General features: G+C 41.5%; 9 protein-coding genes. 2 read left to right on the top strand and 7 right to left on the bottom strand.

Annotation, left to right across the window (positions count from 1 at the left end; all coding sequences use genetic code 11):
- The first annotated feature begins 4 nt into the window (after positions 1 to 4).
- Both MR764_RS05825 and MR764_RS05820 read left to right on the top strand, forming a co-directional pair.
- Positions 5 to 4,729: an efflux RND transporter permease subunit gene (locus MR764_RS05825; protein WP_247978464.1), complete on the top strand. Its 4,725-nt coding sequence runs from the start codon at positions 5 to 7 to the stop codon at positions 4,727 to 4,729.
- Between the two features lies 1 nt (position 4,730).
- Positions 4,731 to 5,450: a hypothetical protein gene (locus MR764_RS05820; protein ID WP_247978463.1), complete on the top strand. Its 720-nt coding sequence runs from the start codon at positions 4,731 to 4,733 to the stop codon at positions 5,448 to 5,450.
- Between the two features lie 121 nt (positions 5,451 to 5,571).
- Here MR764_RS05820 and MR764_RS05815 read toward each other — a convergent pair whose 3' ends face one another.
- The 7 genes from MR764_RS05815 to MR764_RS05785 all read right to left on the bottom strand — a co-directional run bounded on the left by MR764_RS05815 (position 5,572) and on the right by MR764_RS05785 (position 19,237).
- Positions 5,572 to 7,809 (bottom strand): GH92 family glycosyl hydrolase, encoded by a 2,238-nt coding sequence (locus MR764_RS05815; protein WP_247978462.1) that lies wholly within the window; start codon positions 7,807 to 7,809, stop codon positions 5,572 to 5,574.
- A 102-nt stretch (positions 7,810 to 7,911) separates the two neighbouring features.
- On the bottom strand, positions 7,912 to 8,745 hold the full coding sequence (locus MR764_RS05810; protein WP_247978461.1) for a sugar phosphate isomerase/epimerase family protein: 834 nt from the start codon (positions 8,743 to 8,745) through the stop codon (positions 7,912 to 7,914).
- 81 nt (positions 8,746 to 8,826) lie between these two features.
- Positions 8,827 to 11,091 carry a GH92 family glycosyl hydrolase gene (locus MR764_RS05805; protein ID WP_247978460.1) on the bottom strand — a complete coding sequence of 755 codons (2,265 nt, stop codon included), beginning with the start codon at positions 11,089 to 11,091 and terminating at the stop codon, positions 8,827 to 8,829.
- 188 nt (positions 11,092 to 11,279) lie between these two features.
- Complete coding sequence (locus MR764_RS05800) at positions 11,280 to 12,740, bottom strand: DUF4998 domain-containing protein (protein WP_247978459.1); 1,461 nt, start codon at positions 12,738 to 12,740, stop codon at positions 11,280 to 11,282.
- 21 nt (positions 12,741 to 12,761) lie between these two features.
- A complete protein-coding gene (locus MR764_RS05795) occupies positions 12,762 to 13,997 on the bottom strand; it encodes a DUF5000 domain-containing lipoprotein (RefSeq protein WP_247978458.1) in 1,236 nt (411 codons plus the stop codon).
- Between the two features lie 60 nt (positions 13,998 to 14,057).
- Complete coding sequence (locus MR764_RS05790; RefSeq protein ID WP_247978457.1) at positions 14,058 to 15,992, bottom strand: RagB/SusD family nutrient uptake outer membrane protein; 1,935 nt, start codon at positions 15,990 to 15,992, stop codon at positions 14,058 to 14,060.
- Positions 15,993 to 16,003: 11 nt separating this feature from the next.
- A complete protein-coding gene (locus MR764_RS05785; RefSeq protein ID WP_247978456.1) occupies positions 16,004 to 19,237 on the bottom strand; it encodes a TonB-dependent receptor in 3,234 nt (1,077 codons plus the stop codon).
- Between the last annotated feature and the right edge of the window lie 58 nt (positions 19,238 to 19,295).

Here is a 19,295-nt window from a genome sequence, read left to right as displayed (position 1 = left end):
AAAAATGAAATTCATCATACATAGAAAAATATTCATCAGTATGCTCTTTGTAGGGTTGACCATGCTTGGTTACATCTCCTACAAAAGGCTACCGGTGGAATTAATGCCCAATGCCGAGCTGCCGATGCTTTTCGTGCAGATCCAGTCGCGGACCCAGGTAGATCCTAAATACATGGAAAGCCAGGCCGTGATCCCGATCGAAGGAGCTATTGGCACCATGGAAGGCATTGAAAGTATGGAGTCGAGTATCAATAACCAGTCGGCTTCCATCCAGGTTAATTTTAAGCAGAACGTCAATTTTAAATACACCTTCCTGAAGTTGCAGGAAAAGATTGACCTGGCGGCAGCCAACCTCGACGATAACTTTACCGTTATCGTAAACAAAGTGAACACCGAGCAGCTCACCAATCAGTTTATGGAACTGCAAATCAGGGGCAGCGGCGGAGTTGACCGGGTTCGGAACATCGTCGATCAGGACATCACTTCTGAAATTGAAAACGTGGATGGTGTTGCCTCGGTTACGGTCTACGGAGGTAAAGAACGTTCGATTGAAGTAACCTACGATGCAGCGGCGTGTGAAGCCTATGGAATTACACCGGCGCAAATCAGCAGTGCCATTTCGGGGAACTCGCAAAACCGCACGTTCGCAGGCTACCTGCACGAATCGGACAAAAAATACTTTGTACATGTAACGGCTGAATACGATAATGTTTCCGATATCGAAAATATTGTGGTGGCCGATGGGCCCATCTTTTTGAAGGATGTTGCCGATGTCTTTTTTGGCGTAAAGGAAGAAACCTCGATCAGCCGTGTCAACGGACTCGATGCGGTTTCGATGTTGCTTGTCAGCGATTCACAGGCCAACCTGATCGATTTGTCGCACAAAGTACAGGATCAAATTGCCACATTAAACCAAAAGCTGGCTTCAAAAGATGTGGAAATAGTGGTGCAAACCAACCTGGCCGAAACCATGGAGAACAACATCGACCAGATTGTTAACCTGGCGCTGGTTGGTGGCTTACTTGCCATATTCGTTCTTTGGATGTTCCTTAAAAACATGCGCATTGTTTCGTTTATTGCGCTGGCGATGCCCATTTCAGTATTCACCGCCTTCAATCTCTTCTATGCGTTTAATATTTCGCTCAACAGTTTAACCCTGGTGGGTTTGGTGCTGGCCATCGGAATGCTCCTCGACAACAGTGTGGTGGTACTCGAGAATATTTATCGCTTATCGGGGAACAGAATGAGCCCCGAGCAATCGGTTACACAAGGAACACAGGAAGTTTGGCGCTCCATTTTAGCCGCCACACTTACCACGGTTACTGTATTTCTTCCTTTTGTATTCTCTACCGACTACATGGTTAAACTGTTGGGAAATCACGTGGGTGTATCCATCATTTCAACTTTAACAGTATCACTTTTTGTGGCGTTGCTGCTTATCCCAATGGGTGCTCACCTGCTTTTGAAAGGGAAAAAACAGCATAATATTTTCTACGAAAAGGTTACGACCAATAACCGCATCATTCAGATCTACATCCTGTTGCTAAAAGCAAGTATGCGAGTTCCGGGAAGAACGATCATTGGTGCAATCGTCGTCTTTTTCCTCACCGTATTTATTGTTCTGGCAGTGAGTGTAAACAATCTGAGTGAAGTGGAAGAAACCCAGTTCTCGGTATATGTAACCATGCCAACCGGATCAACACTTGATGCTACAGACAAACTGGTAGCAGAAGTGGAAAGCCGGCTAAACGATATCAAGGAAAAGAAAGACCTGATTTCAAAAATTGAGGAAGAAGAAGCAATTCTGACCTTTATTTTGGTGGACGACTATAAAGACATTGACAACCGGACGATTGCCGAAATTAAAAAAGATGTTGAAGACCGCGTAAAAAATATATCGCAGGGAGAAGTCAGTCTCGAGGCACCTACTTCAAGCTCCAGTTTCCGTGGTGGCGGAGGAGGTGGACGGCGTTCAGGTTCGCAGGGCTTTGCCCAGTTTATGGGAATTGGCAGCAACCAGGAACGCATTGTGATAAAAGGCGAAAACTTCGAAGTGATGAAAGGCGTGGCCGAAGACCTGCTTTATTACATCGAAGACCTGGAATCCATCCGCCGGGCCAATGTCAGCGTGTCGCGCAACCGGCCTGAGGTACACCTCTATTTCAACCAGCTTTTGCTTACCGAATACGGTGTCACTCTAAACAACATTGCCTCCGACCTTCGCACCTTCAACCGTGAATTTACGTCGGGCGTGAACTTTAAACAAGGTACCGAAGAATACGAGATTGTGATCAAGGAAAAACTCCCGGAGGGCGTGGAGGAAGAAGATTCGGAGAAAGGAATTGAAGATCTGCGCCGCCTTTCGGTTAGTAACAGCCAGGGAGCGACCTATGAATTGCAGGATTTGGCCGATCTGGTTTATGCAAGCGGAATGGCCAACATAAGACGTGTAAACCAGGAAAAGCAGATCGAGTTGAATTACCGTTTTGTCGACGAGGCAGAAGATTCAAAAGACCTGCTCGAAGCGTATCGCCTGGAAATTGATGATATCATCAGTTCCTATAAATTGCCCGCCGGTGTTGCCGTTCAGGTAATTCATGAAGAAGACCAGTATTCCGAGTTTTACTTCCTAATCGCTGCTGCCTTCATCCTTATCCTGATGATTCTTGCTTCGGTTTTTGAATCACTTTCCACGCCGTTTGTGTTGATGTTCTCCATACCGCTGGCGGCTATTGGTTCTTTCCTGGCGCTTATTTTTACAGGAAACAGCCTTTTCAATGCCAACACCTTAATGGGCTTTATTATTCTGATCGGGGTAGTGGTAAACAACGGTATTATCCTCATCGATTATACCAATATTTTGCGAAAACGCGGGTTCCGAAAATCAAGGGCATTAATGACGGCAGGCCTTTCGCGTGTTCGCCCGATCCTGATTACTGCCATTACTACCATTGTCGCTCTGTTCCCCCTGGCCATGGGTCAGGCTGAATATGTAGGTGCAATTGGAGCTCCGTTTGCCATCACTGTTATTGGCGGTTTGTCGTTGAGCACCATATTAACGCTGGTATTCATCCCTACGCTTTATGCCGGGCTTGAAAACTCGCTCAACTGGATAAAATCATTGCACTGGGGATTAAAAACCGGAATGCTTATAGTTTTTGTGACCGGAGCCGTGTTGGTTTACCTCGAAGTGGATAGTTTCCTCTGGCAATTACTCGATTTCATGTTATTGATTATTCTGGTGCCGGGTGTTGTTGCTTTTGTGATGACCAGTTTGCGTCAGGCCAATGAAAAAGTAATTGACGAAAACGAGCCCATCCGGATCAAAGTACAAAAACTGGTAAAAATTTACGACCGCGATTCCCGCTTTGTTCGCGAATGGAAATCGGGAATTAAAATCAGGGAACGCGCCGGCTTAACCCGCGAATACAAAAGTTTGCGCGACTTTTACGATATGGTGTGGCAGTTGCCACTCTTCGGATTCCTGGTTTATTTCACCTTCTTTTACCTCGAAAGTAACCTTTGGATGTGGATCCTGTCGCACAGTGTATTTTTCTTCCTTTTGCTCCTGCGTGTTCCTGTTCAACAGGTACTCCTGAATAAACACGAAGCAACAGGTAAAAACCTCTACCTGAAACTCAACAAATGGATTTACAACCTGATCTTTTGGGTACTTCCGGCTGTATTCCTTTTTATCTTCTACAAAAACTGGGACAACCTTGGTATGGTGATTTTTGTAGGTATCATCTGGTACATCCTGCTGATCATCTACAGTTCGGCTGAATACATCCAGAAAAAGAACCTGAACATTGCCCGTATCGAAGGACGATTCAGTGTTTTACGCCGTGGTTATTTCACTTTGATTCGTCAGATTCCGGTGGTTGGAAAACGCAAGAAACCTTTCAGGGCGCTGAACGGCGTTTCTCTCGAAATTAAAACAGGTATGTTTGGTCTGCTCGGACCTAACGGCGCCGGGAAATCGACCATGATGCGAATTATTACAGGTATTCTGGAACAGAGTTACGGAAAGATCTGGATTAACGGACTGGACACGCAGAAATACCGGGAAGAATTGCAGGGTTTGATTGGCTACCTGCCACAGGCATTCGGAACCTACGAAAACATGTCGGCATGGGAATTCCTCGATTATCAGGCCATTCTGAAGGGGATTAAGGATACAAAAATCCGAAACGAACGTTTGGAATATGTACTGAAAAACGTGCACATGTACGAACGTCGGAACGATAAAATCGGATCCTTCTCGGGAGGTATGAAACAAAGGATCGGAATAGCACAGATCTTGTTGAACCTGCCTCGTATTCTGGTGGTAGATGAACCTACTGCCGGTCTCGATCCGCGCGAACGTATCCGTTTCCGTAACCTGCTGGTAGAACTCAGCCGCGAAAGAATCGTGATCTTCTCCACCCACATTATCGAAGATATTTCGAGCTCGTGTAACCAGGTAGCCGTTATTAACCGGGGTAACCTGAAATACTTTGGCACACCTACCGACATGGTAAACATGGGGAACAAGTTTGTTTGGCAATTCTCGGTTCCGGCAAAAGAATTCGACAATATGGCCAACAAACAACTCATTGTTCACCACATGCGCGACGGAGAAAACATCAAAGTCCGTTGCCTGGCTAAAGAAAAACCGACACCCGATGCGGTAAATGTTTCGCCACACCTGGAAGATGCTTATTTGTGCTTACTTAAAGACTTTGTTTAAAATGGCTTCAAAACTCAACATAAAAAACAGGCTTTTCATCCTGATTAAAATGATCCGTTACAACCTGAAGATCATTTTTGCCAATCGTTTTATCTGGTTTCTAATTGCGGCACTGGCATTTTTCCTTTTTGTCGCTATTATAAATGTTGTTAACAACAATACAATTACCGATGGAACAATTTACGACTTCCTGATTTTCCCGGGAATATTACTGATCTTTTATCCATCGGTTTTCGGGATACAAAATGATGACGATTCGCGAATGCTCGAAATCCTTTTCGGTATTCCCAACTACCGGTACAAAGTATGGCTGGTGAGGTTGGTCATGATCTATTCGCTGGTCTTTGTTATTATTATACTGTTCTCCGGAATCGCGTCCGTATTGCTTTATAAAATCAATATAATGGAAATGTCGTACCAACTCATGTACCCAATTGTGTTTCTGGGTTCGATGTCGTTTATGTTCTCAACGATTGTAAAAAACGGGAACGGAACTGCAGTTACCATGGTACTGATTGGAGTAGCCATAATGATTTTACAGGATACCATACAGCGTACCCAATGGAATCCTTTTTTGAATCCCTTTGAGATTCCGAACAACCTAAATGAAGTGATTTGGGAAGGGACCATTCGTAAAAACAGGATTTTCCTGGGAATCGGAATGCTGGTGTTTATCCTCTACGGATTGTTTAATCTGCAAAAGAGGGAGAAATTTGTTTAGGCAAGGGACGATTGGTATCATTCACCAACCATCTCTTTCCCCGCAATAAGAAAGTGCAGACTACCTTTTCGTAGCCTGCACTTTTGCTATAATTTTATAAGGTCTGCACCTTTTGTCAGGTTTATTTCACTCCCCAGTTCCGGTTTGCTTTCGGTCCCATTTCAAAAACCAGTTTCCCGCCTTTTGCAATCGCCTCGTGCGAAATCCAGGGTGTATCCAGTTTTTCGCCGTTCAAAGTAGCCGACTGGATATATTTGTTTTCATCTGAAGCATTACGGGCTTCAATTGTGAAAATTTTACCGTTGCCCAAATCAAGTGAAACGTTGGTAAACATAGGACTTCCGATGCTGTATTCCGGAGTTCCGGGAGTAACGGGATAAAAGCCCATGGCAGAAAATACCACAAACGACGACATACCGCCACCGTCTTCATCGCCGGGCACACCCATCAAATCGTTTCTAAACCATTCTTTCAGCAACTTCCTGATTACTTTTTGAGTTCGCCAGGGCTGTCCGGCATAGTTGTACAAATAAGGAATATGCAACGAAGGTTCGTTGGCCATCGAGAACTGCCCCACATTCCCGGTATGATCGGGTAATTGTGCGTAAAATGCATATTTGCTTCTGCCCAGTGGTTCCAGAAACATCGCATCCAGGTTTTTCACAAACGCATCGTCACCTCCCATCAAACCGATCAAATCCGGGATATTGTGCTGAACATCCCAGCGGTAAACCCATGCATTGTTCTCGCCATAATAATTACGGGCTCCCATTCCACCCGAAAACTTGTAATCGAACGGTTCTATAAATTTCCCTTCTTTGTCTTTTGGGTGAAAGAAATTAGTTTTCGCGTTAAACAGGTTCCGGTAGTTGTATGAAGCCTTTTTAAAATAGGCAGCATCCTCTTTTTTTCCCAGCTCTTCAGCGATCTGCGACAAACACCACTCATCGTATGACGTTCCCAGTGTAACGGCCACCGGCTGACGGCTTTCAAACGAATGCACTTCGGGTATCGTTTCTTTTTCGCCATCGTACAAAGCCGGAATATAACCGTGGTCCTTGTAAAACTGATCCAGTTCTCCGGCAGGTCTTCCCGACCACGGTGCCAGTGTTTTTTCTGTAATCGCACCTTTGCATGCCAGATAAGCTTTTTCAAGGTCGAAGTTTTTCAATCCTTTCCGGTAAGCGTCGATTACCGATGCTACTCCGTGATTGGAATTCATGCGTCGGCTGTCGCCTGTTATTTCGGGGAAAGTCGGCCACCAGAAATGCTCCATTTGTTCCGACATCCGTACAAAGGAATTCAGAATATCTCCTTCCTTCGCGGGATCAATCAAAATCCGAAGTGGATGATGGGCGCGATAAGAGTCCCAGATCCAGTCGTCGGTATAAAACGGACGTCCGTTGTCATCGTGCACCTTCCCATCGAAAGCACTGTAATAGCGATCTCCTTCCGAAATACAAACCGGACGCTCGAAACAGCGGTACAACGAAGTGTAAAACACCGTTCTTTCATCGTCAGTTCCACCTTCAATCTGAATTTTCCCCAGTGCTTCATTCCAAATATCGCGACCAATCTTTTGCAGTTCGGCCACTGTTTTTCCAATTACTTCGCGCTCCATGTTGGCTTTTGCCTGTGCCTCATCAATAAACGAAATCCCGTATTTTACCCCCAGACTTTTTGTTCCGACAGGATAATTCATCACCAAACAGGCATTTCGGCCTTCGGCGCTGGTGCCCTCCTCCAGTTTTCGGTCATTTAATTTTGAAACCTTTTGCGGAGCTGTTCCCGGAACGAGGTAAACATACACTTTGGTGTTGTTCCCTATTGTTTGAAAGCCGCTGATTGCTTTACCGTCCCAGCTTAAACTTCCGTTGCCTGAACTTAAAATCAGGTAGGCAGGAGCTTCTTTTTCAAACTCAATTTCGTAAGCTGCCGACTGATGCGACAAGCCAAAATCAACCTGAATTTGCTGTTCGTCCAAATAGACAGAATACGAATAAGGAGTTATTTTTTCCAGATCATAACTATAATTGATCACCGGTCTTAAATCGCTTTCATTTCCCTGAAAAGGGCTCAAACGAAATGCTGAGCTACCACGATGGCTGGTAACCACCAATGGCAGGGCATGTATTTCAATGTTAGTGTAATCGCCCCTTTCAGGATAAACCCGAAGTAAGCTGTTGGGAAGATGAATGGTTGGAAAAGTGGGGACCAGTAAATGGCTTATGTTACCCATGTAGGGATTTACATAATCAACCGGCTTTTTATTTTCAGCACTAAATACACTTTGATGCACAAATAAGGCAGCAAAAGAAACAACAATCATTAACAGGTTTAATCTTACTTTAGGTTTCATTACAAATCTTTTTAAAATGACTTAATCTGATATTGTGCAATTGCATCATTCTCTTACATAACCAGCGAAAAGAAAGACAAATGAACGCTACCCTTTTCTCAATTATTTTCGAGTGGCTGCAATTACGCCTCTAAAATAACCAATAGATTCGGCGATTCCCATAAAAGGATTATCCATGTTTCTTTCGTGTTCCAACGAAACCATGCCAGTGTACTTCACTTTTCGCAACATTTTTACCATCGCGGTGAAATCTATAATCCCACGGCCAACTTCAACAGAATAGCCAGCACCTGTATTTCCGGTTACATCTTTTAAATGAACGTCGAAAATGCGGTCATGGTATTTTTTTAAATCCTGAACGGCATCGTTTCCGTTACGCGTATCATGCCCCATGTCAAAACACATCCCAATACGCGAATCAAGATCCTTTACATGATCCCAAACGTCTTTTGCATCCCGATACTTGTTAATGTCGGGCCCGTGCAGGTGAATGGCAATTCTGAAGTCGTATTCCTTCACTTTTTTATCTACATAAGGAAGCAAGTCATATTCGGGCACGCCCACAATCAATTTAACCCCTACATTTTTGGCGTATTCAAAAGCACGATCCACTTCTTCTTTATTCTTCATGTAAATCGGGCCGACTGCATAACCTGTCACACCTTTATCACTAAGTTTTTTCTTAAAAGCCGCAATCTGTTCTGCGGTGCTGTTTAAAGGTAAATGAAAATCCTTGATACACAAATAATGCACATCCTCACGCTGCATGGTTTCAAGTGTTTTGTCAATATCAAACTTCGCAAAGGTATAACCCGCTATACCGACTTTAAAAGCCTCTTTTGTGTCAGGAGCAGGTTGCGGATCGGGCCGTTTTTGAGCATTCACCACATTTAATGCAAACAATACAATCAATAAACTAGCTACTACTTTTTTCATCGTTTAAAATATTTTGAGGTGATTACCAGCCAAAGCTGTAATTCACCGTGTTTTACATAGATTTCTGTATTTAGAATTTAATCAGAGGGTTGACGTTGGCCGGGTATCAACTGCAGTACCAAAACTATAGTTGGGTTTATCTCCCATAATGAATTTCAGAACACCCCCAGATACAATATCGCAATGCCTTATATAACTGTTCTGGTATTCTTTTCCATTTAACTCAACCGCTTGTATATAAATATTCTCCTTGCTGTTGTTAACCGTTTCTATCACGAACTGTTTTCCATCTTTTAGTTTGATGCTTGTTTTATCGAATATGGGGCTACCGAAAACATAAATCCCGTTTGATGGATTGACCGGGTAAAAACCCATTGACGACATTACGTACCAGGCTGACATTTGTCCACAGTCTTCGTTCCCGATTAAACCATCAGGCTGGTTGGTGTAAAAATTATCAAGGATGTACCGCACTTTTTCTGCTGTTTTCCATTGTTGTCCGGCAAAAGCATAAAGGTAAGCCATGTGGTGGCACGGTTCATTTCCTTGTGCATACATTCCGATTAAACCAGTGATATCAATAGAAGCGTGCTCTCCCATATCTCCGGTAATTGTAAATAGAGAATCAAGCTTATCAATGAATTTATCATCGCCACCAAACAATTCTATCAGTCCTTCCGGATCTTGTGGAACCAAAAATGTGTACTGCCAGCCATTCCCTTCAGAAAAGTCGCCCACCATGTGAATAGATTCCATCGGATCGTAAGGCGATGCCCATGAACCATCAGCAGATCTGGGATGAACAAAACCGGTATTTTTATTAAAGTAACTTTTATAAGACTCTGATCTTTTAAAAAAGTATTTAAAGTCTTCTTCTTTCCCAAGTCCCTTTGCCATTTGCGCAACACTTCGATCATCTATCGAATTTTCCAAAGCCACCGAAGTTGCTTCGCGAGCCTTTTCTCTGGGTATAAACCCATATTCCATTAGCGGGGCAATACCACGTTGAGATTGAAAAGTTCCTGAAGCTTTTAAAGCTTCAAAAGCCAATTCTTCATCAAAACCATCAAATCCTTTTTGCCATGCATCAACCACTACGGGAGCGGCACTGTAACCCAACATCGCGTTCGTTTCATTCCCCATAAGGTGCCATTGCGGCAACTTGCCTTGCTGTTGGTATATCGCCAACATTGAGTTGATAAAATCATTTATTCTTTCGGGCTGAACGATCGTAAGTAACTCGTGATCGGTACGGTAAGTATCCCACAACGAGAAAACCGAATAGTTTTCAAACCCGGGATTACTATATACTTCTTTATCGGTCCCACGATAACTTCCATCAGCATCGTTAAATAAAACAGGAGCGATAAAGGAATGAAACATAGCCGTATAAAAAACCTGTTTCAAAGCCGAATCAGGGGTTTCAACTTCCATTTTTGAAAGTTCCTTATTCCATTTATCTTCAGCCTGACCAGCAATTTGATTAAAGTTCCAATCGGGAGCTTCTGCATTAATATTAGCAAGTGCATTTTCTGAACTTACTGGTGAAATACCAACTTTAAGAATCACTTCCTGTGGATCTCCGACAAAAGAAACGACTCCTTTTACAGCCTCTGCTCTTAATTCGCGAAGGCCGACGAATACGTCCTCATCAAACAATTCAACCTTTTCAATTTCCCGGTTACTTTTCAATACAAACCACAATCGCTGATCGCGCGCCCAACCTTTTGAAAAACGATATCCTTCAATGGTGTTGGTATCCACTTGTTTCAAATATGTTTCGTAGGATTTATCTCCTATTCCTTCTTTCAGATCAATCAAAAGATGGTTGTCCTCCTTTCCGGGATAAGTATAACGATGAATTCCAACTCTTTCGGTGGCTGTTAGCTCTGCTTTTATTTTGTACTTGTCGAGTAACAGCGAATAATATCCGGGCCGAACTTCTTCGTTGCTGTGACTGAAATACGACGCGTATGAGTTGCTGATATCTTCCTGCTTTCCCCGGTTCAGGTTAGTTTTCCCGGTAAAAGGCATTAAGAGTACATCTCCCAGATCAGCGCCACCGGTGCCACTTAAATGGGTGTGCGAAAAACCAATTACAATACTGTCGGAATAATGATAGCCTGAACACCAGTCCCACCCTTTGAATATATTATTCGGGCCAAGTTGCACCGCTCCAAATGGAACGCTCGCCCCAACAAAAACATGTCCGTGTCCACCGGAACCAATCAGGGGATCGACAAATTTGATTAAACTTCCTTTTTTATTCCCTGATTGTGTACACATACAAAAAACCGGCAGCAACAAAGCCAAAACGATATTTCTACTAATCATTATCCTTTTCATTTTCTTTTAATATCATTTTTAAGTTTGCATAAAAAGCCACGGTTAATGAAAACAGAACTTCCTGAATGCCAGTCTGCAAATCAGGAAGTTCGTTTTATTAACTAAACATTGACGGTACTTTTATTAATAACTGTGAAGTAAATTTGAGTGAACTTGCTTTACAGCTACCAACCCATCTGTGACTATTACTAAAGATCGTCTCCAAAGAATGAAATTTCTCCAATGTTCACACAGTTTGTGTTTTGCCAGTTCGGAAATTTTACCAAAATACGTATGTAGCGTACTTTTTCTCCTATTTCATTCAAATTGAATGTAAAACCTGCATCCCACGCACTCTGGTCAGCATCATTTTTACTGCCATAGGCGTAACCTGAAGGTTTCTCTATTTCAAAATCTCCGAGTTTATGCCAGTCCTCCTGCCAGTTATATATACCTGCCATTGGTGCTGCTTCCACAAAGTTCTCTGCTTTACTGTTTGTATTACTGAGGATATCGGTATAAAATTCATCTTTACTCAGGTAATTTAACGGATCTTTCTGCTCGACATAGGTAGTTGTATAATAAGTCTGATAATCAGCTTCTGTTGCAAAATCATCTTGAGTTTTTAGCTCATCAACAGCCCAAACCTCAATAAAGCGGGCACTATGTCCTGTGAACGGACTATTATCAGTTCTTGGCCATATTTTAAACTGGTACAATGTTGCCAGTTTTCCCATATCAATAGTAAACTTATTAGGAAATTTAAACTCTATTGCCGATCCCGTAGCGTTCGTATAATCCACGGTATGCAATATCGTTCCGTCGGATCCGCCACTGCGCGTTCCGCCATCGAAAACAGCCGAAAGCGGCCTTCCATTGTTTACAGATGTATTATCACCGGGTTCAACTAAGGCTTCAAATCCCGCCTTGCTGATCTCTCGTTGAAATTTTGGCATTACATATGCAACTTTTGCCGTGGCGAATGTGTCAAGCCCATTTTCAGGCAAGTAACACGAATAGATATAAATTGTGTCGCCGGTTGACAATCCACCTACATACGAAGAATTGTCTTCATTGGGAACTTGTTGCTTTATGATATTCCCGTCGTGTTCATACTCTACAACAGAATAAATCAATTCTTTATTGCTCACTTTATTCCATTGAATCTCCATTTCAGCGGTTTCGAGTTTTGCAATCCCTTCAACACCCCTTTTTCGAATGTTTTCGGAATAAAGGTCGCCTAAAACAGAAGCGGTAATTTCTCTCGACATTGAGATATTGCCTTGTTCATCCTGCATTTCAAACTCAAAAACATAGTCGTTTTCTTCCATATTCTCGATTATCGTTTCGTCCCAGAGTCTTCCCGTTGAATCAGCTACTGCATTCAAAGGCACCTCAACACTGTTTTCGCGTTCATCCCAGTATATAACCGTTTTGGTTGTTCTGGGATCGTTGCCTACACGCCAACGAAATTTAATCCGATAATTACCAGGAAAAGCAATCATTGAATCTACTTTTCCTATGTATACGGTTTCACCTTCCTTCAGGTATTTTTCGTGTAAATAATTTTGATCCTCGCAGGAGAAAATAAACAAGGACAAAACAATTACAACTGCTGATAGAAAATATCCTTTATTTCTGTATGAATATTTCATATGTATATTTTTCATTTTATAATTTTTTGATTGTGACTAATCATTAGCACCTCTTGCATCGCCAAAAACAGATATTTCGGCTGCGTGCATTGCCGTTGTTTTAGCCCATGTTTCTTTAACTACAAACCTCAAATAGCGAATATTTGTAGCATTTTCTTTAAAATCAAAGTTGAAACCAGCCCTGGAAGCTGCCAAATCTTCCTCCGTATTTGTCCCAACTTTACTTCCGGAAGGCTTTATAACCTCACATTCAGATATTAGTTTCCAATCTTGTGTCCATTGATCAATGTCAGCATAATATTCATCATCAATTTCGTGTGTTAACGAATCAGTTCCGTAAACATCGAATAGCCTCAGATTGTGCTGACTATAAGCATAATCATATCGTTCCCATAAAATGAATCTGGAAAGATCGCCTATTACTCCAAGATCAACCGTAAAAAACTGAGGGACAGAATAGCCTGCAGCAGGATCGGTATGCCAAATTACATCGGTTGTTCCATCCCATAAATTTGACACAGGGCGGTTACTCCTTGTTGATATATTGTCTCCGAGCAGGTGCCCATCAGCAAAGAAATCTTTGCTGAACTCCTCTTCAAATAAGGGAGAGATTTCAACTTTCACTGTATCTGATACATTTTCATACTTGTCCACCAGACTTAAAGCAAATAAACGCTTATCGGTTGTAAAACCATACAGACTTTTAATTCCATGTGCCGCCGATGTGTAATAAATATCCTGTAATTCGAGAACACCTTCGTCGTTTGCTGCAAGGAAAGAGATCCCTACAAGAACTTCAGCGGGATTCTCCCAGGTAATTTTAGCGCCACCATAGGTAGGAGTTACTACAAACGATTCCAAAACAGCTTTCATGGGTGAAGGCAGTGGCGTAAAACTTGCTTCGTAAGGTTCTGATAAGTTTTCAGAGTGGTCAACAACATACAGAGACACTTTCATCTCAGTGGTATCGCTTAGGCCTACAATTTTCAAGCTCGAATTATATACCGAGGAATTTACTGAACACAATTTTCCATCGTTTTCGTATTCGCAACGAACATAAGAGATGTCTTCTTCTTTTGGTAAATCATAGGAAACAAGCCCACCTCCGTATTCGGGGGTTATCACAACATTAGAAAGCCCGGATGGTGCAATATCATCAGTAGGTATTTGTCCGACAGAAGCTTCGTCGCACGAAATCGTTCCTATAACAATGAGACATAGCAAGGAAACTGCTATACCAACATGTTTTATATTAAAATATGTTTTATTCATTTGTTTGTTGTTTTAAATAATAAACATTCGAAAAGCAATGTGCATTGCTAAGAATCATGATTACCATCCCGGATTTTGAACAAGGTTGCTATTTACCGTAAGCGTACTATTCTTAATCGGCCAGAGATAGTTTCGATAAGAGAATCCTCTTCCGGTAAGATATACAGTTCTTTGGTAATAATCTTCGTTTGTTGTTCCCTGGTAATCCCAGCCACGAACAGGTTCGTTCATTACATCCATAGCATCTGCCCAACGACGCAAGTCGAAAGTGCGCTGTCCCTCAAACGCCAACTCAATAAGACGTTCACGTTTTATAATCTTTCGCATTCCTTCTTTTGTATAAGGTTCATTCTGGTATTCTGCCTCTGCCATTTGCCACGTTTCCCGAACTCCATTTAATCCTGCCCGAGTGCGGATTTTGTCAACCATTTCATAAACTTCCTCAGTTGGCGTATCATGAGATTCGTTTAATGCTTCAGCATACAGTAAATACAAATCGGCCAAACGAAAGATTGGAATAGAGAAGCGATAAGGGCTGGGAGACGGTGATTGAGTAGGAATACGATAACTCACTTGCTTTTTCACAAAATAGCCGGTTGAAATGTGGGCTTTTTCGTAAATAAAGCCATGAGCTTCACCACTTTTATTATGTATGATAAAGGGATTTGCTTCATCGTTATTAATCAATTCATAAATTCCTCTGTCGAAACCTAAATTGGCATAAAACCTGGGTTCTCGGTAATAATTCAGGTTAGCTGTAATACCTCCTTTTTCCACATAATAATTATGAAAACTTCCTGTATCTTCCCGAATAATAAAACGGTCTTCATAATTCCATGTCGGGTCTTCTTCAATAGGTAATCCATTGCTTGTATAGAATAATTCAGCCATTTTCATTGTGGCACATATCTCAGCAAGTGAACCTCCTCCATTGTCGTAATTATAAAACATTGGAGTACAACGGTTCTGAAAATCGCTATTGCTTCTCGTGCAAGGCCAAATAATCTCGGGATTTAAATTTACGCGCTCACTGGCAACTCCTCTCAGCGTATATTTTAACGCCGTTGTATCCGACATCTTTTCAAATCCAGGCTCAAAATGGAATAAATCATGCCCGGCAAGTTCGCAGGTGTCAATTGCACTTTTTATTGCAACAGCCGCTTTTTCCCATCTTGCCTGTATATCAGAACTGCTGCCATCCCCGCCGATTAAAGCAACTCCTTTGTTATCAACAAAGTCATCATAGTAACTAAACGAACCGTTAAAGAGTGGACTTGCTGCCCAAACCAATGCTTTTGCTTTTATTGTTAAAGCAATCGGTATTGTGATCCGCCCTGCTTCCTGGCTTAAATCATCAACTTGCAAGGGTAAATCTTCAATTGCATCATCAATTGTTCGGGTAATAAAGCTAACAACACTGTCAACCGGTTGACGATACACTTTTACCTGGTCGGGATCTGCACTAACTTCAAGACTCTCTTCAACAATGGGTATTGGACCATACAATTGCATTAAAAACAAATGGTAATAAGCCTTCAATACTTTTACTTCCGCTTTCCACGTATTTCGTTCCCAATCCTGAAGATCAGGAGCTTTATCGATGTTGTTGATAAAAATATTACAGTTGCGAATGCTTGTCCAAAGATTTTTGCCACCACGTTCACCATCCCAATAGTTCTGATAAGGAGAGGAACTGTTTTGGTAACCTCTGGCAATATACCCTCCGTTCGAATTCTTAAACAGGGTTATATCTTCGTCCCACCAATAATCGTCACCCCCAATATTGCCGGGATAATTTCCGGCATCGGCAAAATTAGGCAAGCCATTATAACAGGTATAAAAGAACTTTTCAGAGTTTGCTCTATTCGAGAAAACTGTCTCCATTGTTGCAGTACCATCAGGAACCACATCCAGAAAATCAGAACAATTAGTAAAAACTACACTCGTCCCAATAATTAAGACTATTGCTTTAAAATATTTTTTTAAATTCTTCATCTGATACATTTTTAAAAATCAATAGTTGCTCCCAGGTTAATAACACGTTGTAATGGGTAAGCTAAACCATTTCCACCCATTTCCGGATCCCATAATTTGAAAGCTGAGAATACTGCCAGGTTGCTACCTGATGCGTACAGACGGGCATTACCTAATCTGCACTTATTAACAAAGTTTTTAGGAAGTGTGTATCCTATCTCTGCTGTTTTCAATCGTAAAAAGGAACCATCTCGCATAAACCATGTGTTCTGTTTGTTATTGTTATTAATGGTCGACTCTGATAACCGGGGCCACAACGCGTAAATATCTCTATTGTCTTCCGACCAATAACTATCGGCATAAACCTGAAGCATTGCACGAGTTGTTGTAAAACCATCAACACCGTTCTTAACAAATGGGGCTGTTGCGTTAGGATCAATCCAGAAAGAAGATCTGGCAGAACCCTGGAAGAAACAAGAGAAGTCGATCTTGCCATATCCTAAAGAAAGGCCAAATCCATAATTTATTTCAGGAGTTGTTGGAAAGCCAATTGGCACCTGATCTTTTTCGTCAATTATCCCATCGTCATTAATATCTTTGAATTTGATATCACCTGCCATGTAATTATCAAACTGTGTTGGTGAATTTGCCACTTCTTCATCGTCAATAAACAAACGCTCTGCAACATATCCCCACTGTTGTGATACACTTTGACCAACATGAGACCGCCACGGAGTATCTTTATAATCAGGCTCTTCAAACACTTTATATTCACTTGTCGCATAGGTAAAGTTCCCTCTCAGGATCATCCACAATTTTGAAGAAATTGATTTTGTATAGTCGACAGAAAACTCACATCCACGACTGGCAGCCTCACCAATATTTGCACTTGGGATTACCTCTAAGCCCATTGTTGTTGGTATATCTGAACGACGTTGTAAAATATTACTGCGGTATTCATGAAAGAAATCTGCCTGGATTTCTAACTCATTCCAAAGATTTACCTCTGCTCCAAAATTTGTTTTACGGCTGATTTCCCAGGTGATATTTGGATCAGAATAGCGATTTATCGAAATTCCCGGACGTGAAAAACCATAATCATAACCGGCTGTATAACCTCTATCACCATTGTTCATATTGATATCAGACATGTAAAAAAAACGATCGCTACTACTACCAATTTGATCGTTACCAACCAATCCATAGGTTGCTTTTAGTTTTAACTTTTTGATTATCTTCTTATATGGTGTCATAAAACTCTCATTTGATACCAGCCACCCCAATCCGGCAGATGGGAAAAATCCCCACCGATGGCCCGAATCAAAACGCTCAGAACCATTATACCCAAAGTTTGCCTCTACAAAATAGCGATCGTCATAACCGTAGGTTAAACGTCCAGCAAGTCCCATATTTCTGTAGGGCAATGACAATTGAAGATTATCAGATATTCCATCATGTTTTTCACGCATTGTAAAAACCAATAATCCGGAAATGGAATTCTTTTCTTTTAAAACTTTCTTATAATTAACAGCGCCCTCGACATACATTGTTCCCACCAACTCTCTTGTACCCGGTTGATAGTTTAGATAATCCGTTCCTCCGTCAGGATTAAGATTTGTAAGAATATAATCATCAGGGTCTGGTGTTTCAGCCACATTGTACCAGAACGGGTTATACTGTCTTTTTATCTCTAACAAGGAATATCGGTTTATATTAAATAATCCTCTCACTGACAATCCCTCTGTTAGAAAATCCAGATCTTGATTTACCTCAAACTGGGCATACATATTAGATCGGTCTTTTGATTTATATCCTTTCACCATTTCAGCATAAGGATTCAAATAATCTCCGGTATCGTAATTACCAAAGAGGATGTTTTTGGTGTAGATATTTGCCTCATCCGGTTCGTAATAAGGTAAAAAGTAAACCGGGCTTGCATTCAAAACCTTGTTGTACAAATCACTCCCACTAACTAAGGGGCCTTTGTATGTGTCAAAATCGCCGTTTAGTCGTACGGTAATTTTTGTTGTTTTAGAAAGGTATACGTTTACATTTGAGCGTAATGAGTACTTATCTGAATTAATATTATTATCATAATTCTGACGAGAATCATTCTTCAATATTCCTTTATCATTAGTATACTTTGCGGCAATGTAATAATTAGCAACTTTCCCTCCCCCACTAATATTTAGGTTATAACGTTGATTAAAAGTTCCCTTTTTAAACAGCATATCATCCCAGTCAACCTGCGGATACCTCAGAGGATCAATACCTCTCTCGGTATAGTCAATCTTCTTCTTACTGTAGGGTAAGTTTATATCTCCGCGAGTTACTACTGCCTCATTATGCAGTTTCATAAAATTTACAGGATCTACAAAATCCAGCTTTTCTGTGGGTTGGGAATAAGATCTTTCCATTCTAAAGGAAATCTTAGCCTTTCCTTCCCGCCCTTCTTTGGTGGTTACCAAAATTACACCATTGGCACCACGCGCACCATAAAGAGCAGTAGCGTTTGCATCCTTCATAATCGAAAAACTACCGATATCATCAGGCGTTAAACGAGAAAGCTCTCCTGTACTCATTTCAACACCATCAATCAAAATAAGCGGATCTTTCTTTCCTGTACCAAAGGTTGTTACCCCCCTGATAAAGAACTGGGCGTTATCCATATCCGGTTCACCCGTTGTTTGATAAGAAATCATACCGGCAATACGCCCTGCAAAAGCTGTTGTAAGGTTACTTGCCGGAATTTTAAGGTCCTTCGGAGAAATAGTAGAAATCGAAGAAATTACACTCTCTTTCTTTTGCTTTCCAAACGCAACTACAGTTACCTCATCCAGCTCATCCTGTTTATCCTGTAAGGTAACCACAAGATTTTGCTGACCGGCGTACTCAATTTCCTGCTTTTCCATCCCGATAAATGAAACAACAAGCTTATCGCCTACCTTAGCCTCGATCGAGAAATAACCATTTGCATCAGAAATAGATCCACCCAATGTACCAAAGATAATCACGTTGGCACCAGGCAGTGGGTAGCCGTTTTTGTCCACAACCCGCCCTTTGATAGTTTTCGGAGTTTGAGGTTCGGCTGTTTCATCTGAAAGCATTTTATGAATGGGATTACTGGCTTTTACAAGCCGGTTGTTCTCCCCAAATACACTAATGTGTATCAAAAAGATAAAGGAAAAAATCCCGATAACTTTTAATGCAAACAAACACGTTGTTTGCATCTTCACATAAGAATAGTACGGTCTGACTTTTTTCATAAATTATAGAATTTGTATTAAACTAATTATCACGAAAGCAATGCTTAACACCCTTAAT

Origin of the sequence: Maribellus sp. YY47 (assembly GCF_023111095.1) — a bacterium.
In the GTDB taxonomy this organism is placed as follows: Bacteria; Bacteroidota; Bacteroidia; order Bacteroidales; family Prolixibacteraceae; genus Draconibacterium.
Note: the sequence above shows the minus strand (reverse complement) of the source record. Positions and strands in the feature narration are given on the sequence as shown.